This is a genomic window from Spirillospora sp. NBC_01491 (assembly GCF_036227065.1).
Classification (GTDB): domain Bacteria; phylum Actinomycetota; class Actinomycetes; order Streptosporangiales; family Streptosporangiaceae; genus Spirillospora; species Spirillospora xylanilytica.
Genome location: NZ_CP109432.1, coordinates 6,363,716 through 6,385,928 on the forward strand (window position 1 = coordinate 6,363,716; position 22,213 = coordinate 6,385,928).

20 protein-coding genes and 1 tRNA gene are annotated in these 22,213 nt (G+C 72.2%); 10 read left to right on the forward strand and 11 right to left on the reverse strand.

All coding sequences use genetic code 11. The annotated features are described in order from the left end of the window. The first annotated feature begins 25 nt into the window (after positions 1–25). Entirely contained in the window at positions 26–349 is a 324-nt protein-coding gene (locus OHA34_RS29575) for a tetratricopeptide repeat protein (protein ID WP_285938617.1), read from the forward strand. A 56-nt stretch (positions 350–405) separates the two neighbouring features. On the opposite strand, the gene OHA34_RS29580 is transcribed toward OHA34_RS29575, so the two are convergent. The 6 genes from OHA34_RS29580 to OHA34_RS29605 form a co-directional block, all read right to left on the reverse strand. After that, positions 406–1,278: a PaaX family transcriptional regulator C-terminal domain-containing protein gene (locus OHA34_RS29580; protein WP_285938101.1), complete on the reverse strand. Its 873-nt coding sequence runs from the start codon at positions 1,276–1,278 to the stop codon at positions 406–408. 142 nt (positions 1,279–1,420) lie between these two features. Then, positions 1,421–2,650 carry a saccharopine dehydrogenase family protein gene (locus OHA34_RS29585; RefSeq protein ID WP_329519553.1) on the reverse strand — a complete coding sequence of 410 codons (1,230 nt, stop codon included), beginning with the start codon at positions 2,648–2,650 and terminating at the stop codon, positions 1,421–1,423. A gap of 188 nt (positions 2,651–2,838) precedes the next feature. After that, positions 2,839–4,197 (reverse strand): sensor histidine kinase, encoded by a 1,359-nt coding sequence (locus OHA34_RS29590; protein WP_285938098.1) that lies wholly within the window; start codon positions 4,195–4,197, stop codon positions 2,839–2,841. 99 nt (positions 4,198–4,296) lie between these two features. After that, the gene (locus OHA34_RS29595) at positions 4,297–5,205 is read right to left on the reverse strand and encodes an ABC transporter permease (RefSeq protein ID WP_285938097.1); all 909 of its coding nucleotides are present in this window, start codon (positions 5,203–5,205) and stop codon (positions 4,297–4,299) included. Next, on the reverse strand, positions 5,195–5,995 hold the full coding sequence (locus tag OHA34_RS29600; protein ID WP_285938096.1) for an ABC transporter ATP-binding protein: 801 nt from the start codon (positions 5,993–5,995) through the stop codon (positions 5,195–5,197). The genes OHA34_RS29595 and OHA34_RS29600 overlap by 11 nt, the downstream gene beginning before the upstream one ends. Beyond that, positions 5,992–7,038, reverse strand: a complete 1,047-nt coding sequence (locus tag OHA34_RS29605) for an ABC transporter substrate-binding protein (RefSeq protein ID WP_329519554.1) — start codon at positions 7,036–7,038, stop codon at positions 5,992–5,994. Before OHA34_RS29605 ends, OHA34_RS29600 begins: the two co-directional genes overlap by 4 nt. A gap of 201 nt (positions 7,039–7,239) precedes the next feature. On the opposite strand from OHA34_RS29605, the gene eno reads away from it, so the two are divergent. The 4 genes from eno to OHA34_RS29625 are packed head-to-tail and all read left to right on the forward strand — an operon-like array spanning position 7,240 to position 10,546. Further along, complete coding sequence (gene eno / locus OHA34_RS29610; RefSeq protein ID WP_285938094.1) at positions 7,240–8,523, forward strand: phosphopyruvate hydratase; 1,284 nt, start codon at positions 7,240–7,242, stop codon at positions 8,521–8,523. A gap of 20 nt (positions 8,524–8,543) precedes the next feature. Further along, entirely contained in the window at positions 8,544–8,993 is a 450-nt protein-coding gene (locus OHA34_RS29615; protein ID WP_285938092.1) for an FtsB family cell division protein, read from the forward strand. Positions 8,994–9,044: 51 nt separating this feature from the next. Continuing rightward, entirely contained in the window at positions 9,045–9,611 is a 567-nt protein-coding gene (locus OHA34_RS29620; RefSeq protein ID WP_285938091.1) for a DUF501 domain-containing protein, read from the forward strand. Continuing rightward, on the forward strand, positions 9,608–10,546 hold the full coding sequence (locus tag OHA34_RS29625) for a Ppx/GppA phosphatase family protein (RefSeq protein WP_285938090.1): 939 nt from the start codon (positions 9,608–9,610) through the stop codon (positions 10,544–10,546). The genes OHA34_RS29620 and OHA34_RS29625 overlap by 4 nt, the downstream gene beginning before the upstream one ends. Before the next feature lie 45 nt (positions 10,547–10,591). Here OHA34_RS29625 and OHA34_RS29630 read toward each other — a convergent pair whose 3' ends face one another. Beyond that, positions 10,592–11,290, reverse strand: coding sequence for a DUF2510 domain-containing protein (locus tag OHA34_RS29630; protein ID WP_285938089.1), 699 nt, complete (start codon positions 11,288–11,290; stop codon positions 10,592–10,594). A 116-nt stretch (positions 11,291–11,406) separates the two neighbouring features. Here OHA34_RS29630 and OHA34_RS29635 point away from each other — a divergent pair, with 116 nt between their 5' ends. The 4 genes from OHA34_RS29635 to OHA34_RS29655 all read left to right on the forward strand — a co-directional run bounded on the left by OHA34_RS29635 (position 11,407) and on the right by OHA34_RS29655 (position 15,089). After that, complete coding sequence (locus OHA34_RS29635; RefSeq protein ID WP_329519555.1) at positions 11,407–12,276, forward strand: uracil-DNA glycosylase; 870 nt, start codon at positions 11,407–11,409, stop codon at positions 12,274–12,276. A 524-nt stretch (positions 12,277–12,800) separates the two neighbouring features. Further along, a complete protein-coding gene (locus OHA34_RS29645) occupies positions 12,801–14,069 on the forward strand; it encodes a class I SAM-dependent methyltransferase (protein ID WP_329519556.1) in 1,269 nt (422 codons plus the stop codon). Between the two features lie 37 nt (positions 14,070–14,106). Then, positions 14,107–14,182, forward strand: a tRNA-Leu gene (locus OHA34_RS29650). A 97-nt stretch (positions 14,183–14,279) separates the two neighbouring features. After that, complete coding sequence (locus OHA34_RS29655) at positions 14,280–15,089, forward strand: Bax inhibitor-1/YccA family protein (RefSeq protein ID WP_329519557.1); 810 nt, start codon at positions 14,280–14,282, stop codon at positions 15,087–15,089. 190 nt (positions 15,090–15,279) lie between these two features. Here the strand turns inward: OHA34_RS29655 and OHA34_RS29660 are convergent, their stop codons facing one another. From OHA34_RS29660 to OHA34_RS29670, 3 genes are all read right to left on the reverse strand, one after another. Further along, a complete protein-coding gene (locus OHA34_RS29660) occupies positions 15,280–15,507 on the reverse strand; it encodes a DUF4287 domain-containing protein (protein WP_285938084.1) in 228 nt (75 codons plus the stop codon). A gap of 219 nt (positions 15,508–15,726) precedes the next feature. Next, positions 15,727–16,947 (reverse strand): acetyl-CoA C-acetyltransferase, encoded by a 1,221-nt coding sequence (locus OHA34_RS29665; protein ID WP_329519558.1) that lies wholly within the window; start codon positions 16,945–16,947, stop codon positions 15,727–15,729. Between the two features lie 205 nt (positions 16,948–17,152). Next, on the reverse strand, positions 17,153–18,169 hold the full coding sequence (locus OHA34_RS29670; protein ID WP_285938082.1) for an SGNH/GDSL hydrolase family protein: 1,017 nt from the start codon (positions 18,167–18,169) through the stop codon (positions 17,153–17,155). A gap of 176 nt (positions 18,170–18,345) precedes the next feature. Here OHA34_RS29670 and OHA34_RS29675 point away from each other — a divergent pair, with 176 nt between their 5' ends. Further along, entirely contained in the window at positions 18,346–19,743 is a 1,398-nt protein-coding gene (locus OHA34_RS29675; RefSeq protein WP_329519559.1) for a cystathionine beta-synthase, read from the forward strand. A gap of 196 nt (positions 19,744–19,939) precedes the next feature. Here the strand turns inward: OHA34_RS29675 and OHA34_RS29680 are convergent, their stop codons facing one another. Beyond that, positions 19,940–22,105 carry an MMPL family transporter gene (locus OHA34_RS29680; protein ID WP_285938080.1) on the reverse strand — a complete coding sequence of 722 codons (2,166 nt, stop codon included), beginning with the start codon at positions 22,103–22,105 and terminating at the stop codon, positions 19,940–19,942. Positions 22,106–22,213: the final 108 nt, after the last annotated feature.

The window sequence follows — 22,213 nt, forward strand, 5'->3', positions numbered from 1 at the left end:
TTACGAGGAGTTCCAGCGGGCGACGATGTTCTTCGACGCCCGAGACTACTCCGAGGCCGCGCGCGTCCTGGCCCGGGTCGAGGCCGGGGACCCCGGGAACCGGGCGGTGGTCGAGCTGCTCGGCCGGGCCTACTTCCACAGCGCGCAGCTCGGCCGGGCCGAGGAGACGCTCCGTCGCCTGATCGACCTGGACCCGGGCAACGCCTGGGCGTACGAGGCGCTCGCCCGCACGCTGGAGCGGCGCAGCCGTCCCGCCGAGGCCCGCCGCTTCCGCCGGCTCGCGACCGCCATGGGCGCCGAGACGTCCGGCGAGATCGAGGTCTCGGTCACCGCCGCGGATCTCGCCTGACGCGAACGGCGGCGTGCCGCCCTGGATAGGGGCGGCACGCGCTCGGCGCCTCGGCCTCACGTGCCGGCGACCGACGGACGGGTCACGTCGCGGTAGAGCTGGAAGAGGCTGAAGTGCTCGCTCACCTCCGCATGCTCCTCCAAGAGTGACCAGCACTGCGCGACGAGTTCGCGGGCCTGCGTGCCCGGCCAGGGCTGGCACAGCAGCTGCGGCGGCAGGAGGGGGTCGGGCTCCATCGCGCGGGTGAACTCGGCGGCCAGTTCGATCGCGATGGTGAGCCACTGGGTGCTGGGGAGTTCGGTGCCCTCGTGGAGGCGGCGCAAGCGCGGCCGGGCGACGGAGGCGAGTCGTTGGTAGCGGTCGGCGATCTCGTCCTGTGGCCAGAGGGCACGGGCGAGCGCGGCGGGGTCGCGCTCGTCGCCCTGGCGCAGGCTGTCCGTGGTGAGCAGCGTGAGGTGGTCGAGGACGCCGAGGTGGCGGGCTTGGGCCTCGACGTGCGGCTCCCAGGCGTTGGGGCTGATGTAGAGGCCGCCCTGCACGGGGGCGCCGCCGAGCCGGGTGAGCGCGGCCCGCAGTGCGTCGCGGGCGGGACGGGCGGTCTCGGGGACGGCGAAGGCGACCAGATGCCAGACGCCGTCCCAGGGGGCGAGGCCCGCGTCCTGCTGGAAGGCGTGGGCGACGAACTCGATGTCGGGCCCGAGGGTCTGCTCGGTGATGCTGGTGGCCCGAAGGACTGCCTTGCGCCCCCGGCCCTCCTGGGTGAAGCGTCCCTCGGTGACCAGCCGCTTGACGCACAGCCGCACCTGCTGGTCGGTCATGCCGAGCAGCGGCGCGATGGCGTAGAGCTCGGCGGTGTCGACGGTGTGGTCGATGCGGATCAGCGCCTCGACGAGCGTCCGGGTGGGGACCTGGACGGCCGGTTCCGGCACGCGGGATGAAGCCGTTCCGGCCATGGAGTAGTGGGCCCTTCGTCCGTCGTTGACGTTGCGGAGCATACGCGCCTCACACCGCCCACCACGTGCACGCCGGAGGTGACCGCGCGAGGAGCGCGTCGTCTCTCCTGCTTTCGCTTCACCGGTCCGGGGTCACCTCGATGGCCACGCCGTCGCGGAGGCCGTCGTTGCCGGCCAGGTCGGGTATGTGGCGGGCCAGGTCGAGGAAGAAGCGCTCGGCGTCGATGGCGATCTCCGGCGGGTGCACGCCGAGGCGGTCGCTGGTGCCGTCCAGTAGTTGCGCGAGCCCGAGCGCCAGGGGCAGACCGGTCGCCTCCGCCATGTCGTTGATCAGCGCCGAGGCGCCGGGCGTGTCGGCGAGCCGGGCGAGAGCGGTGACCCGGCGGCCGTCGCGGGTGCCCGTGGCGGCGGCGAAGAACGGGGGCAGCGACCCGGGCCCCTTGAGGGTCATCGCACCCATCGTGGCCCGCAGTGCGCGGGCCGCCGAGGGCTTGGCCAGATCGGTCGCCGCGGTCTCGTTGGTGAGTTTTCCCGCGTCGATGTCGCGGCGCAGGACGTCGAGGTAGGCGAGCGTGCCCCGGGTGACGACCATGAGGTTGGCGGCTTCGCCGGCCGGATGGAAGCTGCGGTGCAGGGTGACCGGCTCGGGGTGTCCGACGGTGTAGGCCGTGCCGGAGCGTCCGGCGGAGACGGAGAGGGCGACCGGCAGGAGTGGACGCCGGTGGACGAGTTGCCCACCACTGATCACCGTCACCTTCCCGCTGATCTGCTCCATCCAGTGCACGGCGGCCGCGCTGGGGCGCCCGCCGGTGTCGGTCAGCTGCTCGTCGTCCCCGCCGCTGCCGGAGACGTCGACGGGCCATGCGGTGTACAGGTCCTGGACGTGGTCCAGCTCTCGGACCGCGCGTGCGGCCAGCAGGTTGCTGACACCCGGGCTCGCGCCTATGCCGACCACGGCGCGGATCCCGGCGTTCCGGGCCTCCCCGTCCAGGTCGAGCATCTGCAGGGTCGGCTCCCAGTCGTCGCAGATGTCCAGGTAGTGGGTACGGGTCGCGATCGCGGCCCGCAGCACGGTCAGGCCGAAGCGGTAGTACGGGCCGACCGTGTTGAGCACGACGTCCGAGCCCTCCAGAGCGGCGTGCAGGGCGGCGCTGTCGGTGACCTCCACCATGAGCGCCCGCACCGGGGCGCCACCGGTGCCGTCCTCGGCGAGCCTGCGCACCAGCGCTTGGGCCGCCTTCAGGTTCCGGTCGGCCACCACGATCTCGGTGACGCCGGGAAGCCCGGCCGCCACCCGTACCGCCACGGCGCCCATCGCTCCTGAGCCGCCGAGAGCCAGAATCCTCATCCGTCCACCCCGCATATCTCATACATATCGATCGTAGCTATAACGATCGTATCTGATATGAACGTTTGTTGCCGAGAAGGAGGAGGAACATGACCGACCCGCACACCACGGACCCGCAGTCGATCAGCGGGCGCAAGCCGTACACCGATGGGTGGTCTGTGGGAGCCGGCGGGAACGGCCGGAAAGGGTCAGCGGGGGAGGCGGAGGATGAAGCGGATGCCGGGGGTGGCGTCGGCGCGGTCGGTGATGGTGAGGGTGCCGTGGTGGGCGTCCGCGATGTCGCGGGAGATGGCGAGGCCGAGGCCGGTGCCGCCGGCGTCGCGGTGGAGGCCGTTGGACAGGCGGGTGAAGCGCTCGAAGACGCGTTCGCGGTCCTCGGGGGCGATGCCGGGGCCGTCGTCGGAGACCTCCACCACGGCGGTGTCCGGGCCGTCGGTGCGCAGCACGATGGTGACCGCGGACTCGGCGTGCCGGTCGGCGTTGTCGATCAGGTTGGTGAGCAGCCGGCCGAGCTCGGACCGGCCGCCGCGGACGATCACCGGCTCGTCGGCGATGACGGTGACGCGGGTGCGGCGGGGACGGCTCAGCACCTCCTGGTCGGCGAGCTCCAGCAGGTCGACGGGTTCGATCTCGAGCTCGCGCTGGGCCTCGAGCCGGGCCAGCGCGAGCAGGTCGTCCAGGACGGCGTGCAACCGCTCGGCGTCCTGGAGCGCGGACCGCATGGGGTCGCGGAGATCACCGTTGTCGGGCTCGGACAGCGCGATCTCCAGCTCCATCCGCAGGGCGGTCAGCGGGCTGCGGAGCTCGTGCGACACGTCGGAGACGAACGCGCGCAGCCGGGCGACCGCCCGCTCCAGCCGGTCGAGCGTGGCGTTGATGCTGGTGGCGAGGCGGGCGACCTCGTCCTGGCGGGGCGGCACCGGCACCCGGCGCTCCAGGTCGGTGGCGGTGATCTCGTCCAGTTCGGCGCGGATGGCCTCGACCGGGCGCAGCGTGCGGCCCGCCGCGTGCCACGCGCCGTACCCGACCATCCCGCTGATCAGCGGGACGAGCAGCGCCAGCCCGGTGGCGATCAGCGGGCGGGGCAGCAGCCCGGGGTCGTTGTCGAGGGAGTAGACGACCCGGCGGTTCCGGCCCTCGCCGACCCCGAACGCCATGATGAGGAAGCAGTCGCCGTTCGGAGCCTGGACGTCGCAGCTCTGGCCTTGGCGGAAGGTTCTGTCTTCGGCCAAGGGGAAGTTCACCGGGGGGAAGCCGGCCATCCGCGGGCTGGCGGCCAGGATGTGCCCTTGCGCGTCGACGACCTGGACCCGGTCCTGGGTGCCGTTGAGGACGCGGGGGGCGAGCCGGCCCTCCTGGACGAGCGTGGTGACCTGCCGTCCCACCCTGCCCATGTACAGCCTGTTGTTGTCCGCCGCCTCCCGCCGCACCAGCACCATGAGGACGATGTAAAAGGCGATGGCGAGCAGCCCGGCGACCAGGGCCGCGGTCACGGTGACCCGGATCCGGATCGTCGGGTTGCGCAGCGGCCAGGTGAAGCGGCCCACGGTTCCCCCCGGTGCAGAGACGCGTCGGGGGACGCGGCAGAGCCTATGCCGCCGGGGTCCCCGTCCAGGGGCGGACACTCCGGGACGGGGCGGATCGGATCACCGCGCGTCCAGTCCCCAGCGGACCCGGATGGCGCGGTCCACCAGGCCGAAGAGCTGGTCGATCACGATCCCGATGATCAGGATGACGATCATGTAGGAGATCATGTCGGCGGTGTTGCTCAGCTCCCGGGCCTGCGAGAGCAGCACGCCGAGCGAGGTGGTGTCGCCGATGATGACCAGCAGCTCGCCGGCCATCAGGCTGCGCCAGGCGAACGCCCAGCCCTGCTTGAGCCCGGCCACGAACGACGGCAGCGACGCGGGCATGATCAGATGCCGGTACAGGTTCACCCCGCGCAGCCCCATCACCTTGCCCGCGCGCAGCAGGATCGGCGGGGTGTAGTCGACGCCGGCGATCAGCCCGTTGGCGATCGAGGGCGCCGCGCCCAGCACCACCACGAACAGGATCGCGCTCTCGCTGAGCTGGAACAGCAGGATGGCCAGCGGGAACCAGGCGATCGACGGCATCGTCTGGAGCCCGGTGATCAGCGAGCCGAACGCGCGCCGCAGCACCCGCGACTGCGAGACCACCGCGCCGATCAGCACGCCGACCACGGTCGCCACCGCGAACCCGATCACCGCGCGCCGCATGGTGAGCGCGAGCGACTCCCAGAACCGGGGACGGGTGATCTGGTCCCACAGCACCGGCAGCGTCTCGGCCGGTCCGGGCAGGACCCAGCTCTCCTTCCAGCCGCTCCAGACCACCACCTGCCAGGCCGCCACCGCGATCAGCACGGCGGTCAGCATCGGCCAGACCACCGACCAGACCCGGGCGAGCGGGTTGCGGCGCGTCCCGGCGGCCAGCTCCAGCGCGTCCAGCCCGGCGAGCTCGCGGTCGAGCCGCGCGTCCCGTCCGGACGGTTCGGGCGCGGCGCCGGGGTCGGGCTCGGTCCGGGTGTCATGCGCCATGGCGGCCGACCTCCTCGCGGAGCCGGTCGGTGATGGACGCCGCGAGCGTCGCCACCTCCGGCGAGTCGATGCGCCGGGGACGTTCCATCGGCACGGGGAACTCCTGGACGACCCGTCCGGGACGGCTGCTCAGCAGGACCACCCGGTCGCCGAGCCGGACGGCCTCGCGCACGTTGTGCGTGACGAACAGCACGGTCAGCCCGCGCTCCCGCCAGATCCGCTCGATCTCGTCGTGCAGCAGGTCGCGGGTCATCGCGTCGAGCGCGCCGAACGGCTCGTCCATCAGCAGGACGGTGGGCCGGCCGCCGCCGGTCTCGTCCACCGTGAGGGCGAGCGCGCGGGCGAGCGCGACGCGCTGCCGCATGCCGCCGGAGAGCTGGTGCGGGCGCTTCCCGGCGAAGTCGCCCAGGTGCACCGAGTCGAGCAGTTCGGCGGCGCGGGCACGGCGCCGCCCTCTCGGGACGCCGCGCATCTTCAGCGCCAGCTCCAGGTTGGCGGTGACGTTCAGCCAGGGGAACAGCGCGGGCTCCTGGAACATCAGCGCCACCCGCGCGCCGCCGAGATCGATCGTCCCGGCGCTCGGCGCCTCCAGGTCGGCGACCAGGTTGAGCAGGGTGCTCTTGCCGCACCCGGACGCGCCCAGCAGGCAGACGAACTCGCCCGGGGCGACGTCGAGGGACACCTTGTCGAGCGCGAGCAGCGCCGCGCCCCCGGTCCCGAACATCTTGGACACGCCCGCGAGCCGGACCGCCGCGGTCCGGCTCGGGACGGCCTGAACGGCCTCGGTCATCTGTCGCTGACCTGTGCCTTTCCGCCTGCCTTCAGCACGCCGTTGAGGGGCCCGAGCTCGTAGATCCCGTCCAGTTCGGTCTTCTCCAGCAGGCCGATCTCCTCGGCGTGCCGGGCGCCCTGGATGAGCGAGGACGCGACGGGGTCGGTGGTGAACTCGATCTGCTTGAACGCCGAGTCGAGCACGCCCTGCTCGAGAGGCTTGCCGCTGAGCTTGGTGAGCTGGTCGTTGACGGACTTCTCCGCGCCGGCCCGGTCGGAGTTGATGGAGTCGGTCGCCTCGACGACGGCTTCCAGGAGCTTCCTCACCTGGTCGGGGTGCTTCTTCAGGTACTCCTGCTTGACGATCAGGTTGGTGATGACGAACTTGCCGCCGGGCCAGAGCGTCTTCTCGTCGAGCAGCTTCTTGCCCTTGCTCTCCTGGATCAGCCGGGACGCGAACGGCTCGGGCACCCAGGCGCCGTCGATCGCGCCCTGGGCGAACGCCTGGAGCGTCGTCGCGTTCTCCTGCGGCATGACCTTGACGTCGCCGCTGCCGTCCTTGTTGGCGGTCAGGCCGTTCTGCTTGAGCCAGTAGCGGATCGCGACGTCCTGGGTGTTGCCGAGCTGCGGGGTGGCGATCTTCTTGCCCCTGAGGTCCCGGACGCCGTTGATGCCCGGCCTGACGATCAGCGAGACACCGCCGGAGGCCGCCCCGGAGATGATCTTGATGGCCTTGCCGTGCGACTTCGACCAGGCGTTGATGGACGGGTTGGGCCCGACGAACGTGGCGTCCACCGCGCCGGAGAACAGCGCCTCGACGGCGGCCGGCCCCGCGTTGAACGAGGCGGTCTTGGGCGCGGTGCCGAGGTGCTTGGCGAAGATGCCCTGGTCGATTCCGACCAGGGCGGTCGCGTGGGTGATGTTGGGGAAGTAGCCCAGGCGGAGCTGGCCGGGCGCGCCGGAGCCGCCGTCGCCGTCGTCCCCACAGGCGCTGAGCGTCCCCGCGCCGGCCAGGACGGTCAGGGCTGTGGCGGCGATCCGGCCGCGGAACCTGCGATGCATTGTCGGGTTTCCCTACTTATCAAGTCTGTTTGACGTGCACAGTAGACAATGTAGGTAATCAAGGCGTCAAGTCGCTTGCCTGGCACGATTTCGTGGCGGGCGTCCGATTTGGGTACGGCGTGCCCGGTGGGCGCGGCGGTGGGCGCGCGGATAGGCTCGAGACCCGAACACCACTGAACACGTCTGAACAGGGAGTTGCCCGTGTCGTCGATCGACGCCGTCCTTGCCCGGGAGATCCTGGACTCCCGAGGCAACCCGACCGTTGAGGTCGAAGTGCTGCTCGCCGACGGGACCGAGGCCCGCGCCGCCGTCCCGAGCGGCGCCTCCACCGGCCGGTTCGAGGCCGTCGAGCTGCGCGACGGGGGCGAGCGCTACGGCGGTAAGGGCGTGGCCAAGGCGGTCAAGGCCGTCAACGAGCTGATCGACGAGAAGATCGTCGGCTTTCCGGCCGACGAGCAGCGGCTGATCGACCAGGTCCTGATCGACCTCGACGGCACCCCCGACAAGTCCGAGCTCGGCGCCAACGCGATCCTCGGCGTGAGCCTCGCCGTCGCACGGGCCGCCGCCAACTTCGCCGGGCAGCCGCTGTACCGCTACGTGGGCGGCGCCAACGCGCACCTGCTGCCGGTACCGATGATGAACATCCTCAACGGCGGCGCGCACGCCGACACCAACGTCGACGTCCAGGAGTTCATGATCGCGCCGATCGGCGCGAGCACGTTCTCCGAGGCGGTGCGGTGGGGTGCCGAGACCTACCACGCGCTGAAGTCGGTGCTGAAGGCCAAGGGCCTGAACACCGGGCTCGGCGACGAGGGCGGCTTCGCCCCCGAGCTGCCCAGCAACCGCGCGGCGCTCGACCTCATCCTCGAGGCGATCGGCAAGGCCGGCTTCACTCCCGGCCGCGACATCGCGCTCGCGCTCGACGTGGCCGCCACCGAGTTCCACGCCGACGGCCGCTACGCCTTCGAGGGCGAGAAGCGGACGGCCGCCGAGATGGCCGCCTACTACGGCGAGCTGCTCGACTCCTACCCGCTGGTCTCCATCGAGGACCCGCTCGACGAGGAGGACTGGGCCGGCTGGCAGGCCCTCACCACCGAGCTCGGCGACCGGGTGCAGCTCGTCGGCGACGACCTGTTCGTCACCAACCCGCAGCGGCTCCGGCGCGGCATCGAGTCCGACACCGCCAACGCGCTGCTGGTCAAGGTCAACCAGATCGGCACCCTCACCGAGACGCTCGACGCCGTCACGCTCGCGCAGACCAGCGGCTACCGCTGCATGATGAGCCACCGGTCCGGCGAGACCGAGGACACCACCATCGCCGACCTCGCCGTGGCGACCAATTGCGGCCAGATCAAGACCGGCGCCCCCGCGCGCAGCGACCGGGTCGCCAAGTACAACCAGCTCCTGCGCATCGAGGAGCTGCTCGGCGACACCGCCCGCTACGCCGGCGCCGCCGCGTTCCCGCGCTTCGAGGCGCGGGGCTGACCGGCGGCCGGGAGCCCGTCATGGCCAAGGGCGACGACCGCGCCGGTCCCCGGGGAGAGCGCCACGGCGACTCCCCGGGGGACGGCGCGCGCCGGGCCAATCCGGCGCTGACCAGCCGTGCCGCGATCCTGGCGGTCGTGATGTGCGCGATCGCCCTGAGCCTGGCCTACCCGGTCCGCGAGTACATCGCCCAGCGGCAGGAGATCTCCGATCTCCAGCACAAGGAGGCGGTCGCCCGCAAGCAGGTGGAGGAACTCAGCCTCCGCAAGCAACGGCTGGGCGATAAGTCGTACATTGAGCGTGAGGCGACGCGAAGGCTCCATTACTGTCGGCCAGGGGTGAAGTGCTACATCGTCCTTGACGGCAGTGGTGGGAACGGGCAGCAGGCCAAGAAGGGCGGCAAGACCAGCAAGCCGCCGTGGTACGAGACGCTCTGGCGGTCGGTGGAGGCCGCGGACCGGCCCCGCTGACCCCGGGCCCAGGCACGAGACGGATCCGGTGATCCGCGGGTGGGGACGAAGATGATCGACGAACGCGACACCGCCGCCGTGGCGGCGCAGCTCGGACGCGAACCGCGCGGCCTCCGCCGGGTGGCGTACCGCTGCCCGTGCGGGCTGCCCGCCGTCATCGAGACGGCGCCGCGGCTGCCGGACGGCACGCCGTTCCCGACGCTGTTCTACCTGACCTGCCCCAAGGCCGCCTCGGCCATCGGCTCGCTGGAGGGCGAGGGGACGATGCGCGGCATGCAGGAACGGCTCGGCGACGACCCCGGGCTGAAGGCCGGTTACGACGCCGCCCACGACGACTACCTGGCCCGCCGCGACGAGGCCGCCCGCGAGGACGGCGTCGAGCCGCTCCCGGCGGGCACCCAGAGCGCGGGCGGCATGCCCGAGCGGGTCAAGTGCCTGCACGCCCTGGTCGCGCACGAGCTCGCGGTCCCCGGCGTCAACCCGTTCGGCCGGGAGGCGCTCGACGCGCTGCCCGAATGGTGGCGATCGGGCCCCTGCGTCTGCGTCACCCCCGAGCCCGGGACCGCCGGGCCCGGGACTGCCGAGACCGAGACCGCTGAGACTGGGGAGGCCCGATGACGCGCGTCGCCGCGATCGACTGCGGGACCAACTCGGTCCGCCTCCTGATCGCCGACGTCGCCGCCGGCGGCGAGGGCGAGGACGGGACGCTGACCGACGTCGAGCGCCGGATGGAGATCGTCCGGCTCGGCGAGGGCGTCGACCGCACCGGCCTGCTGTCGGCCGCGGCGCTCGACCGGACGTTCACCGCGATGCGCGCCTACGCGGCGCTCATCGAGCGGCACGGCGCCGAGAAGGTGCGGGTGGTCGCCACCAGCGCCACCCGCGATGCCGGGAACCGCGCCGACTTCGTGGCCGGCGTGGTGGAGATCTTCGGCGTGGTGCCCGAGGTGTTCACCGGGGACGAGGAGGCCGAGCTGTCCTTCCTCGGCGCCACCCGGGAGCTGGCCGAGCTGCGTCCGGCCCGGCCCTACCTGGTGGTCGACATCGGCGGCGGGTCCACCGAGTTCGTGCTCGGCAGCTCCTCGGTGCAGGCCGCCCGCTCGGTCGACATCGGCTGCGTGCGGATGACCGAACGGCACCTCAAGGACGGCGACCCGCCGTCCCCCGAGCAGATCGCCGACGCCGTCGCCGACATCGACACCGCGCTCGCCGCCGTCCGCGAGACCGTGCCGGTCGACGAGGCCCGCACGCTGGTCGGGCTGGCGGGCTCGGTCACCACCGTGTCGGGCATCGCGCTCGACCTCCCCGAGTACGACCCCGAGCGCATCCACCTGTCGCGGATCACCGCGCTCCAGGTGCACGACGTCACCCGCGGCCTGCTGCACGCCACCCGGGCCGAACGGGCGCGGGCCGGCGTCATGCACCCCGGCCGCGTCGACGTGATCGGGGCCGGCGCGCTCATCCTCGACCGCATCATGCGCGAGTACGGCTTCGGCGCCGTGGTCGTCAGCGAGCACGACATCCTCGACGGGATCGCCTGGTCCCTCGCCTGACCCGGCGGGCCGCCCGGCCGCGCCCCGCCCGCTCAGCCCGCCCGCTCAGCCCGCCCGCATCCGCTTCAGCGCGGAGAGCAGGGCGGGGACGAGCACGGCGTTCGGGTTCTGCTGCGGGATGTACAACACCGGCGTCGAGCCGCTCGACTGCTTGATCCAGATCCGGCCGCTCTCCACCGTGGCGCCGGCGACCGCCGACCAGCTCAGCGACACCCGGTGGCCGCGCACGCCGCCCGGGTGGACGGTCAGGCCGTGCGCCACGTCGATCGACTCGCCCGCCTGGACCCGTCCGGCCATCTCGGCGACCAGCCGCCGCTCGGCCTGCGCCCGGCACAGCTCCACCAGCCGCAGCCACAACCGCTCGGAGTCCGCCGCCGGATCCCGGCCGGTGAGCGCGGCGGGCTCGATGACGACCTCCACCCGGGGACCGCCGTGGAACGGATGCCGGCCCACCTGGAAGATCCACTGGACGCCGGGGCCGCGGCCGTATCCGTCCGGGAGGCTCGCCGCCCAGTAGGCCACCCACTCCACGTGCTGCCACGGTAGCGAGGCGTTCCCGTACGTCATGGCCTGCTGGTCGGCGTGCAGGCGCAGCCCGCGCACAGCCGCGTCGACCGGCTGGACGGCGGGCGCCCGCGGCTGGGGGTGCGGCTCGGGGGTGAGGTGGTCGGTCCATCCCCGGCCGTCCCACCAGCGCAGGCCGCCGGTGCCATGGGGGTCGGGATACCAGCCGGGTTGCGACAAGAGGTTGCCTCCGCTTCGCGTGGCGCGTCTGCCGGGCACCCGCCTCCCCGACCGGCGTGTCAGATCGTAGCGAGCGGAGCCCTCCGGCGGGGGCGGGCCGTGCGAGGATCGGGGCCATGACGACCGCTCCCACCTCGCGCGACGACGGCTCCGGCCGGGCGCCCTTCGTCCCGCCCGGGACGGGCTGGCCGGGCGACCCGGCGGGGCCCGGCACGCCCGTCGCGCACGGGCCGGCCGAGGTCGCCGAGCTGGCGGCCGGGGCCCCCGGCCTCGCCGAGCTGTGCGCCCGCCAGTCGGTGTGCCGGGCCTGCGACCGGCTGGTCGGGTGGCGCGAGAAGGTCGCGGTCGAGCGGCGCCGGTCGTTCGCCGGCGAGGAGTACTGGGGACGGCCCGTCCCCGGCTGGGGCGATCCGGAGCCGCGCATCCTCATCGTCGGGCTGGCGCCGGCCGCGCACGGCGGCAACCGCACCGGCCGGATCTTCACCGGCGACCGCTCCGGCGACTGGCTGTTCGCGTCGCTGCACCGGGTGGGGCTGGCGGCGCTCCCGACCAGCGTCCGGGCGGACGACGGGCAGCGGCTCATCGGCACGCGCGTGGCCGCGACGGTGCGCTGCGCCCCGCCCGACAACAAGCCCACCCCCGCCGAGCGCGACGCGTGCCTGCCGTGGCTGGCGCGCGAGATGGTGGAGGTCGCCCCGAGCGTCCGGTGCATCGTCTGCCTCGGCGGGTTCGCCTGGCAGAGCGTCTGGCCGGTGCTCAAGGAGGCGGGCTACCAGGTGCCCCGCCCGCGGCCGAAGTTCGGGCACGGCGCCGAAGCCGAGCTGGCGCCGTCCGCCCCGGGCGCCGGCTCGGGCGGCGCGCCGGGCATCGAGCCGGTGCTGATGCTCGGCTGCTATCACCCGAGCCAGCAGAACACCTTCACCGGACGCGTGACCGAGCAGATGCTCGACGACGTCTTCGCGCGCGCCCGCGACTGGCGGAGCTGACACCGCCCGGCGGTGTGGTGGCGGCCGGGGCAGGGCCTTGCCCGAGCGGATGGGGCCCGGTCGGACCGGCCCCCGCCGGTCCGCCGCCCCAGTCGCTCGGTGCCCCCGTCCGGCCCTGTCCCGACCGCCTTGCGCACATGCACCGTGTTGGCGGTGTTCGTACGCACATCATGTGAGATGTCCGAGTGAGCTGGGAGGTTCGCCGCGATCAGGGGGTTTTTATGTGACTACTACCTGTCTGTGGGCATCGCTCCCCACATGCCCTTGAAACGCACTACGAAGTCCGCCCGGCACATCGTGATCAGCGGCGCCGGGCCGGCGACTTCACCGCGCCGAACGGGAGGGCGCGGCGAACGTCCGCGGGCTGAAGGTGAGGGGCCTTCTCGCCTGGTTCATGCACCGCACGTACCATCTGTCTCGGATGCCGACCGTCAACCGCAAAATGCGGATCACCGCGGACTGGACGCTCGCGCTGTTGTTCCGCCGACGAGTAGGCACCGGAGAACGAGGAGGCGCACCCGACCATGCCCGATGGAGTCGCCTCCCGGCTCGCCCCCCTGCTCACCAAGATCATGCTCGGTGAGGACCGGGACGCCGTGGTCGAGCTGCCGATCCGGGTCCGCGCCTGGGACGGCAGCTCGGTCGGCCCGGCCGGTGCCCCCACGTTCGTCGTCCGGCACCGCCGGGCGCTGCGCCGGCTGCTGTGGAAGCCCGGCGAGATGGGCCTGGTCCGCGCGTACGTGGCGGGCGAGCTCGACATCGAGGGCGACGTGTTCGCCGCGCTCGGCGCCGTCCAGCGGGTGATGCGCAGCGGCGACCGTCCGATCGTGCTGAGCAGCGACGACAAGCGCGACATCGTCAAGACCGCGGTCACCCTCGGCGCGGTCGGCCCCGAGCCGAAGCCGCCGCCGGAGGAGTTCCCGTCCGGCCGGCACGGCGACGCGGCCGGCCCGCTCGGCGGCCCCGCCGAGTTCTTCGCCCGGATGCTCGGCCCCGAGATGGCGCACGGCACCGGGCGGTGGGACCAGGCCGTCGACCTGGAGGACGCCCAGCGCGCCGCGGTCGAGTCGGTCACCCTGCGGCTCGACCTGTTCCGCGGCGCCCGGGTGCTCGACCTGAACGCGGGCTGGGGGGCGTTCGCCCTGCACGCGGCCGAGCAGCACGGCGTCCGGGTGATCGGGCTGGTCCGCACCGGCGAGCAGGGCGACCACATCCGCGCGCGGGCCGAGGCGGCCGGTCTCGCCGACCGGGTCGAGCCGCGCTCCTGGGACCTCGCCACCGCCGGTGACGGACCCTACGACGCGATCGTCGGGCTGTCGGGGGTGGAGGCGCTCGAACGGTCCACCGAGCGGCTGTACGAGCTGCTTGCCCCCGGCGGGCGGCTGCTGCTCCAGCAGCCGGTGCGCCGTCCCGGGCCGCACCGGGTCAGGCGCACGTTCACCACCAGCTATATGTTCCCCGAGGACGGCGAGCTGCGCCCGCTCGGCGAGATCGTCGGCGAGCTGGAGGACGCCGGGCTGGAGGTGCGGGGCGTGGGCGCGCTCCGCGAGCAGCACGCCCGCACGCTGCGGGCGTGGGCGGCCAACCTGCAACGGCGCTGGACCGAGTGCGCCGAGCTGGCCGGTCCGGGCCGGGCCCGGGTGTGGCTGCTCTACCTGGCGGCCTCGGCGCTCGCCTGCGAGAGCGGACGCATCGGGGTGCACGAGATCTGCGCCGTCCGCCGCGACCGGGACGGGCGGGCCGGGGTCACCCTGGTCGGCGAGCCCGCGGTGCAGGGGGCCGCCAGTTCGTGACCGGAACGTCGAGGGGCGCCCCGGTATGATTGGGGTCGCCCCTGTAGCCCAATGGCAGAGGCAGGCTCCCTAAAAGAGCCAGAGTGTCGGTTCGAATCCGACCAGGGGCACCAGCGCCCGGGCCGCCGTCGCCGCGGGCGTCCGCCGGAAACCACCGGCCGTGCGTGCGCGTTTAGACTGATCGAAAGCTCGGCCACAGTGGAGGCTCGAATGGAGAGCAGGAATCCGGCGTTCAGGGGCAATGCCTTCGGCCGCCAGGCGGGCGGCCACGGCATCCCGCGACCGCAGCAGTCGCACGACATGTACAACGCCCCCTCCTACGCTCCACCGGCGCCGCCGTCCACCCGCCCGATGACGATGGACGACGTCGTCGTCCGCAGCTTCCTCACCCTGGCGACGCTGCTGGTCACCGCCGCGCTGTCGTGGAAGCTGGTCCCGGCCGACAAGGCCCTCCCGGTGCTGGCCGTCGCGGTCGTCGCGCAGCTCGGCATCTGGGCGTTCATCACCTTCGGCCGCAAGGCGAACGCGCCGCTGGTGCTCGCCTTCGCCGCCGTGTACGGGGTCCTGATCGGGGTCGTCAGCCACACCTACAACGACCTCTACCACGGGGTCGTCCTCCAGGCGGTGGTCGGCACCGCGCTCGCCTTCGGCGCCACGCTCGCGGTGTACGCGCGGCGGATCGTCAGGGTCACGCCGAAGTTCACCCGGTTCGTGATCGCGGCCGGGCTCGGGCTGGTCGGGCTGATGGTGCTCAACCTGCTGGTGCAGGTCGTCGGTCCGGACAGCGGGATCGGCATCCGCGACCCGAGCAACCCGCTCGCCTACGTGTTCAGCGTCGCGGCGATCCTGATCGGCTGCTTCTTCCTGCTGCTCGACTTCGACTCCATCGAGCAGGGCGTGCGCTCCGGGGCGCCTGAGAAGTTCGCCTGGTACTGCGCGTTCGGGCTGGTGCTCAGCCTGGTGTGGATCTACCTGGAGATGCTGCGCCTGCTGTCGTACTTCTACGGCGGACGCGACTGACGCGCCGTCCCACCGGACATGAGCAGCCCCTCACCGGCTCAGCCGGTGAGGGGCTGATGCGTTGCCGGGCCGGCTCTGCGCCGGGAGTCGCGACGCGCGGCGGCGCGACGGCGGGAGCCATCCGTTGGCCGGCCTGGCCGCGGCAACACGGACGGGGGCGGGACGAGTGGGACCGCCCGGACCGGGCCCTTCAGTAGTGGCGGGCGCGCCGGGTGCGCTCGTGCTCGAGCACCAGCGCGGCGGCGTACCCGTGCGAGAGGTTGTGCTCGTCGGCGAGCCAACTGCAGCGTTCCTCGCAGCGCACGAAGGAGGGTCCGTTCTCGATGGCGGTGAACCACTCGGGGATGTCACGTCCTGTGACCTGCGGAATGCGGGCGATCAGTTTGTTGTGCGTCTCCGGCGAGTGGTTCAGTGACAACTGGCACCTCCAGGTCGCGGGGCTCTTTCTGCCGACTCTGCAACAGGGACCTGGATGTGACAACCCCCCAACGCCGACCTATCCGCCACGATACGTAGATCGTTGGTAACGGTGACGTGCTCCCGGAACGCGCAGGTGGCCCGGCCGGCCGCTCGGAGGCGGCCGACCGGGCCGTGCTGAGCACCCCGTGCTGAGCTACCTGTGCTGAGCTACCCGTGGTCAGCTCAGCCGCTCCAGCACCATCGCCATGCCCTGGCCGCCGCCGACGCACATGGTCTCCAAGCCGAACTGCTTGTCGTTGAACTTCAGCCCGTTGATCAGCGTCGAGGTGATCCGCGCGCCGGTCATGCCGAACGGGTGGCCGATCGCGATCGCGCCGCCGTTGACGTTCAGCTTGTCGAGGTCGATGCCGAGCTCGTCCGCCGACGGCAGCACCTGCGCGGCGAACGCCTCGTTGATCTCGACCAGGTCGATGTCGGCGATGGTCATGCCGGCCTTGGCCAGCGCGCTGCGGGAGGCGCCCACCGGGCCGAGGCCCATGATCTCGGGGGACAGCCCGGTGACGCCGGTCGACACGATCCGGGCCAGCGGGGTGATGCCGAGCTCGGCGGCCTTGGTGTCGCTCATGATGATCACCGCGGCGGCGCCGTCGTTGAGCGGGCAGCAGTTGCCGGCGGTGACCGTGCCGTCCGGCCGGAACACCGGCTTGAGCTGCGAGACCTTGCCGTAGGTGGTGCCGGCCCGGGGGCCGTCGTCGGTGGCGACCACGGTGCCGTCGGGCAGCGTGACCGGGGTGATGTCCTTCGCGAAGAACCCGTTGGCGATGGCCTTCTCGGCCAGGTTCTGCGAGCGGACGCCGAACTCGTCCTGCGCCTGCCGGCTCACGCCGCGCTGCGCCGCCACGTTCTCGGCGGTCTGGCCCATCGCGATGTAGACGTCGGGCAGCTCGCCGTCCTCGCGCGGGTCGTGCCAGACCGGCCCGCCGCCCTCGGCGGCCTGGGCGGTGCGGACCTCGGCGCCGCCGAACAGGGGGTTCTGGGTGTCGGGCAGGCCGTCGCTGCTGCCCTTGGCGAAGCGGCTGACCATCTCGACGCCGGCCGAGACGATGACGTCGGCCTCGCCCGCCTTGATCGCGTGCAGCGCCATCCGGGTGGTCTGGAGCGAGGAGGAGCAGTAGCGGGTGATCGTCGCGCCGGGCACGGTGTCCCAGCCGAGCAGGACCGACACGACCCGGGCCATGTTGTAGCCCTGCTCGCCGCCGGGCAGGCCGCAGCCGAGCAGCAGGTCGTCGATCTGCGCCGGGTCCAGCTGCGGGACCTTGGCCATCGCGGCGGTGATCATCTGAGCGGTGAGGTCGTCGGACCGCAGGTCCTTCAGCGATCCCTTGAAGGCGCGGCCGATCGGCGAGCGCGCGGTGGCGACGATGACTGCCTCGGGCATGTGCGGATCTCCCTGTCTAGCGACGTCTGGCGGCCTGCCGGTCGCAGCGACCGGTGACCGGCCGGAGTCGTCGGGGCGGACGGTGTTACCCGCCGGTCACATGCAATCTAGCCGCTGCCCCGGGGCGGGGGACAGACCGGGGTGCGGGCATCGTCGACGACCCGGCCGGCCGCCCCGCGGGCCGCCCCGGCGCTCCGCGGGGCGCTCAGCCGCTCCCCGGGGTGATCGCCTTGGTGCCGGCGTCCTCGGTCACCCCGCGGCGCCGCAGCAGCGTGGCCCAGCGGCCCCGGGGCCCGCGCTCGCTGCCCCCGACCCGGGTGCCGGCCACCTCGGTGCCGGCCTCCTCGGCGGCCTCGGCCGCCGCGAGGTAGACGGGCAGGACCCCGGTGCCCCGTCCGGCCACCGCGAGCAGCTCCTCCTCGGCGTCGGCGTCCAGCCTCAGCGCCGCGGCCATCGACGGCAGCACCGCCAGCGCCGCCGCCGCGTACCCGCGCGCGGACGGGTGGTAGCGGTCCTCGCTGAACATCTCGCGCGGGTCGGCGGCGAACTCCCGGCCGAGCAGGTCGCCGAGCGACACCGACCGGCCGCCGCGCTCGACCACCGCGATGGTCTGCGCTGCGGCGAGCTGCCGGCTGGCGCGCTGCGCGATCCACCGCAGCGGCTGCATCACCGGCTTGACCGAGCCGAGGTCGGGACAGGTGCCGACCACCACCTCGCAGCCCGCCGCGAGCAGCCGCTCGACCGTGCCGTCGAGATGCCGCACCGACTCGGCCGCCGGGACCCGGGCGGTGACGTCGTTGGCGCCGATCATGATGACCGCGATGTCGGGCCGGGCCTCCAGGGCCGGGCCGATCTGCTCGGCGAGCACCTCCGACCGCGACCCCGACCGCGCCACGTTCGTCAGCCGGACCGGACGGTCGGAGATCGCCGACAGGCCGTGCGCCAGCAGCGCGGCCGGGGTCTCGTCCGGCGTGCGGACGCCGAGCCCGGCCGCCGTGGAGTCGCCCAGCACCACGAACGACAGCGGCTCGCCCGCCTTGCCCTCGCCGTAGACCCCGTCGGACCGTGGCGGCTCACCGTTCGGGGCGGCCTGGATGATCTTCCGGGCGAGCTTGGCCTCGACCACCACCAGCCCGAAGGTCACCGCCCCGAGCGCGGTGATGCCGCCGCCCCCGTAGGCCGCCGCCGTCGCGATGCGCCGTGCCGTCAACGCTCTCAGCATCGTCCGTCCACCCTCCGTGACCACCGGGCGCACCCCGCTCCCGTGGTGATGCCCGCGGCGGCCGATCTGGGCTACCGTCGGAAACTGGAATCTATCCGAATCCACATCCCGCCCTCCCGTGGTACACGCGGGTTGAACAGGGATGCAAACACGCCGAAACCGACAAGGACGACGCGGTGCACGTACACGATTCGCTCGTCGAGCTGATGGGGAACACCCCGCTGGTCCGGTTGCGCAAGGTGACCGCCGACCGGCCTGGGCAGGTGCTGGCCAAGGTCGAGTACTTCAATCCCGGGGGCTCGGTGAAGGACCGCATCGCGGTCCGCATGATCGACGCCGCCGAACGCTCGGGGGCCCTGCCGCCGGGCGGCACGATCGTCGAGCCGACCTCCGGCAACACCGGGGTCGGGCTCGCCATCGTCGCGCAGGAGCGCGGCTACCACTGCGTGTTCGTCTGCCCGGACAAGGTCGCCAAGGACAAGGTCGACGTGTTGCGGGCCTACGGCGCCGAGGTCGTGATCTGCCCGACCGCGGTGTCGCCCGAGCACCCCGACTCCTACTACTCGGTCTCGGACCGGCTCGCCGCCGAGATCCCCGGGGCCTGGAAGCCCAACCAGTACACCAACCGGAACAACCCGCGCTCGCACTACGAGACCACCGGTCCCGAGCTGTGGGAGCAGACCGAGGGCCGCATCACGCACTTCGTGGCGGGCATCGGCACCGGCGGCACCATCAGCGGCACCGGGAAGTACCTCAAGGAGGTCTCCGGCGGCCGGGTACAGATCATCGGCGCCGACCCGGAGGGCTCGGTCTACTCCGGCGGCAGCGGCCGGCCCTACCTCACCGAGGGCGTCGGCGAGGACATCTGGCCCGAGACCTACGACCGCGACATCTGCGACCAGGTGATCGCCGTGTCCGACCGCGACTCGTTCGTGATGACCCGGCGGCTGGCCCGCGAGGAGGCGCTGCTGGTCGGCGGATCCTGCGGGATGGCGGTCGTCGCGGCGCTGCGGGTCGCGGCCGAGGCCGGACCGGACGCGGTGATCGTGGTGCTGCTGCCGGACGGCGGACGCGGCTACCTCTCCAAGATCTTCAGCGACGAGTGGATGGCCGACTACGGCTTCCTCACCCCCTCCACCGAGGAGGCCAGGGTCGGCGAGGTGCTCACCCGCAAGGGCGCCGGGCTGCCCGAGTTCGTGCACGTCCACCCGCACGAGAGCGTGGAGACCGCGATCGCGATCATGCGCGAGTACGAGGTCTCGCAGCTCCCGGTGATGAAGGAGGAGCCGCCGGTGATGGCGGCCGAGGTGGTCGGCTCGATCATGGAGACCGCCCTGCTCGACGTGCTGCTGAAGGACCGGGCCCGCCTCAGCGAGCCGCTCGAGGCGCACATGTCCGCGCCGCTGCCGACCATCGGCTCCGGCGAGCCGGTCAGCAAGGCCGTGCTCGTCCTGGAGAACTCCGGTGCCGCCGTCGTCCTGGTGGACGGCAAGCCCAAGGGCCTGATCACCCGACAGGACCTGCTCGCCTACCTCGCGGCCGGGACGACGGCCACCCAGCTCCCCGCCCAGTAGTTTCGGGGCCGGGCGCCCGGTGATCCGCCGGGCGCCCGGGACCTCCGTCCCCTGGTGCCGTCTCGTTCCCCTGGACGCGACGAAGCGCCGGAGATCGGTTCGATCTCCGGCGCTTCGCCTTTCTACAGGGGGTCGGGCCGCGGGGTCCCGGCCGTATGGGCGGCGTTACCGGCCGGTGCCCCGCGACCCGACGTTCTCAGGAGGGCCGGCCCGACGTGGCGAACCGGTCGTCCTCCAGTGCCTCGGGCTTCGGCGGCTGCGCCTTGGGCGCGTCGCCGTGCCCCGGCCACCAGGCCTTGTGGCCGAGCAGCGCGGTGATCGCCGGCACGAAGAACGCCGACATCACGAACGCCGACAGCAGGATCCCGATCGCCACGCCGAAGCCGATCTGCGCCAGCATCGACTGCGGCGAGATCATCAGCACCCCGAACGTGCCGGCCAGGATCACGCCTGCCGCGGCCACGGTCGGACCCGCGTGCTGGATGCCGAGCGCCGTGCCGCGCCGCGGATCGTGGCCCTCGCGGGCCTCCTCGCGCAGCCGGGCGATCATCAGGATGTTGTAGTCGGTCCCGATCGCCAGCACGAACAGGTACAAGATGATCGGCAACTGGAACATCAGTCCCGGCTTGCCCTCGATGCCCTGGAACACGGTCACCGTGGCGCCGAGCGTCGCGGCGAACCCGAGCAGCACCGCGCCCACCAGGTAGATGGGCGCGACCACCGCCCGCAGCAGCAGCGCCAGGATGACGCCGATCAGCAGCACCGCCACCGGCAGGATGACCGACAGGTCGCGGTTGTTGATGGTGTTGATGTCGGCGAACACCGCGGTCTGGCCGCCGACCAGGACCTTGGCCCCGGCGGGCGCGCCCTGGTGCACGAAGTCGCGCAGCGGGCCCTTGACCAGGCTGATCGACGTGCTGGAGTTCGGGTTGTCCTTGAGGACCACGTTGTACTTGGCGACGGTCTTGTCCTGGCTGAACAGCGGGGGCTGGACGTCGCCGACGCCCGGGGCCTTGGTGAGCCGCTGCCCGTAGGGGGCCAGCTCGGCCGCGGTCAGCGGCCGGTCGGCCTTGACGTAGACCTCGGTCGGCGTCAGCGTCCCGGCCGGGAAGCTGTTCTTCAGGTCGTTCATCGCCTTGGCCGACTCGGTGTTCTGCGGCGCGCTGGCGCTGAAGTCGTAGTCGGCCTTGAAGCCGAGCGTCGCGGTGGCGAGCGCGATGAGCACCAGCCCCGAGGAGACCGCGGCCACGAGGGGGCGCCGGCCCACGGCGTTGCCGAGCTTGACCCAGAGGCCGGGCTTGGGCTCCTTCTTCCACGCCTTGGACGGCCAGAACACCACCTGGCCGAGCAGCGAGACGACCGCCGGGACCAGGGTCAGCGAGGTGACCAGCATCACGCCGACCGCGATGGCGAGCTGCGGGCCGAGCCCGCCGAACGCCTTGAACGAGGCGAGCAGCAGCACCAGGAAGGCGACGATGACAGCGCCGGCGGCGGAGGCGATCGCCTCGCCCACCCGCTCCACGCTGTTGATCATCGCGGTCTTCTTGTCCTCGCCGAGCCGCAGCCGCTCTCGGTAGCGGAACAGCAGGAAGAGGATGTAGTCGGTCCCGATCCCGTACAACACGATCATGACGATCATGTCGAAGCCCTTGTCGAAGTTCAGGCCGAAGGCGTTGCCGACCATCGCGGTGACCGCGTTGGAGACCATCGACACGGCGAGGACCACGATGATGGGCAGGATCGAGGCGAGCGGGCTCCGGAAGATGATGCCGAGCAGCACGATGATCAGCGCGATGGTGGCGATGCCGATCAAGGCCATCGTCTGCTGGTCGGACTTCTCGTTGTCGACCGTGGACGCCATGTCACCGGTCACGCCGAAGGTCAGCGGGCTGCCGCGCAGTTGCGCGGTGCTCTCGGTGCGCAGCTTCTTGATCGCGTCCTTGGCGGTGTCCATCGCCTTGGTGTCGGTGTAGTCGTTCGGCAGCGGGGCCGCGATCAGCTGGATCGAGCCGTCCTTGGCGGCGGGCGTGGCCGCCACCTTGGTGACGCCGGGGATCTTCTTGGCCTGGAGCGCCGCCGCGACTCCGGCGACCTTCTTCTGGTCGGCCGGGGTCAGCTTGCCGCCGTCCTTGCGCTTGACCACGATCATGGCCGGGCTGGTCTTCTGATCGGCGCTCGGGAACGCCGTCGCGGCCAGCTTGCCCGCCTGGATGGACTCGTACTTGCTGGGCAGGAAGTCTTCCTGGTCGGACGAGGATTTCAGTTCCGGTGCGAAAGCGATCAGTCCCGCGGCCACGACGATCCACGCGAGGATCGTCCACCACGGGTGTCTCACGACGCCGCGCCCAAGGCGTGCGAACATGCGCCTTCCTTCGTTTCAGGGGTTCGACTGGGGATACCCCTAAAACGGTAGAGATCGTACGGGCCGTTCGAGTCACCCGAGCAGCTGAAATACCGGGTGATACCTGCG

Coding starts and splice junctions, on each gene's coding strand:
- OHA34_RS29575 (WP_285938617.1), top strand. CDS start 26: ATGTTCTTCGACGCCCGAGACTACTCCGAGGCCGCGCGCGTCCTGGCC.
- OHA34_RS29585 (WP_329519553.1), bottom strand. CDS start 2,650: ATGAGGATTCTGGCTCTCGGCGGCTCAGGAGCGATGGGCGCCGTGGCG.
- OHA34_RS29595 (WP_285938097.1), bottom strand. CDS start 5,205: ATGGCGCATGACACCCGGACCGAGCCCGACCCCGGCGCCGCGCCCGAA.
- OHA34_RS29600 (WP_285938096.1), bottom strand. CDS start 5,995: ATGACCGAGGCCGTTCAGGCCGTCCCGAGCCGGACCGCGGCGGTCCGG.
- OHA34_RS29605 (WP_329519554.1), bottom strand. CDS start 7,038: ATGCATCGCAGGTTCCGCGGCCGGATCGCCGCCACAGCCCTGACCGTC.
- OHA34_RS29615 (WP_285938092.1), top strand. CDS start 8,544: ATGGCCAAGGGCGACGACCGCGCCGGTCCCCGGGGAGAGCGCCACGGC.
- OHA34_RS29620 (WP_285938091.1), top strand. CDS start 9,045: ATGATCGACGAACGCGACACCGCCGCCGTGGCGGCGCAGCTCGGACGC.
- OHA34_RS29625 (WP_285938090.1), top strand. CDS start 9,608: ATGACGCGCGTCGCCGCGATCGACTGCGGGACCAACTCGGTCCGCCTC.
- OHA34_RS29635 (WP_329519555.1), top strand. CDS start 11,407: ATGACGACCGCTCCCACCTCGCGCGACGACGGCTCCGGCCGGGCGCCC.
- OHA34_RS29645 (WP_329519556.1), top strand. CDS start 12,801: ATGCCCGATGGAGTCGCCTCCCGGCTCGCCCCCCTGCTCACCAAGATC.
- OHA34_RS29655 (WP_329519557.1), top strand. CDS start 14,280: ATGGAGAGCAGGAATCCGGCGTTCAGGGGCAATGCCTTCGGCCGCCAG.
- OHA34_RS29665 (WP_329519558.1), bottom strand. CDS start 16,947: ATGCCCGAGGCAGTCATCGTCGCCACCGCGCGCTCGCCGATCGGCCGC.
- OHA34_RS29670 (WP_285938082.1), bottom strand. CDS start 18,169: ATGCTGAGAGCGTTGACGGCACGGCGCATCGCGACGGCGGCGGCCTAC.
- OHA34_RS29680 (WP_285938080.1), bottom strand. CDS start 22,105: ATGTTCGCACGCCTTGGGCGCGGCGTCGTGAGACACCCGTGGTGGACG.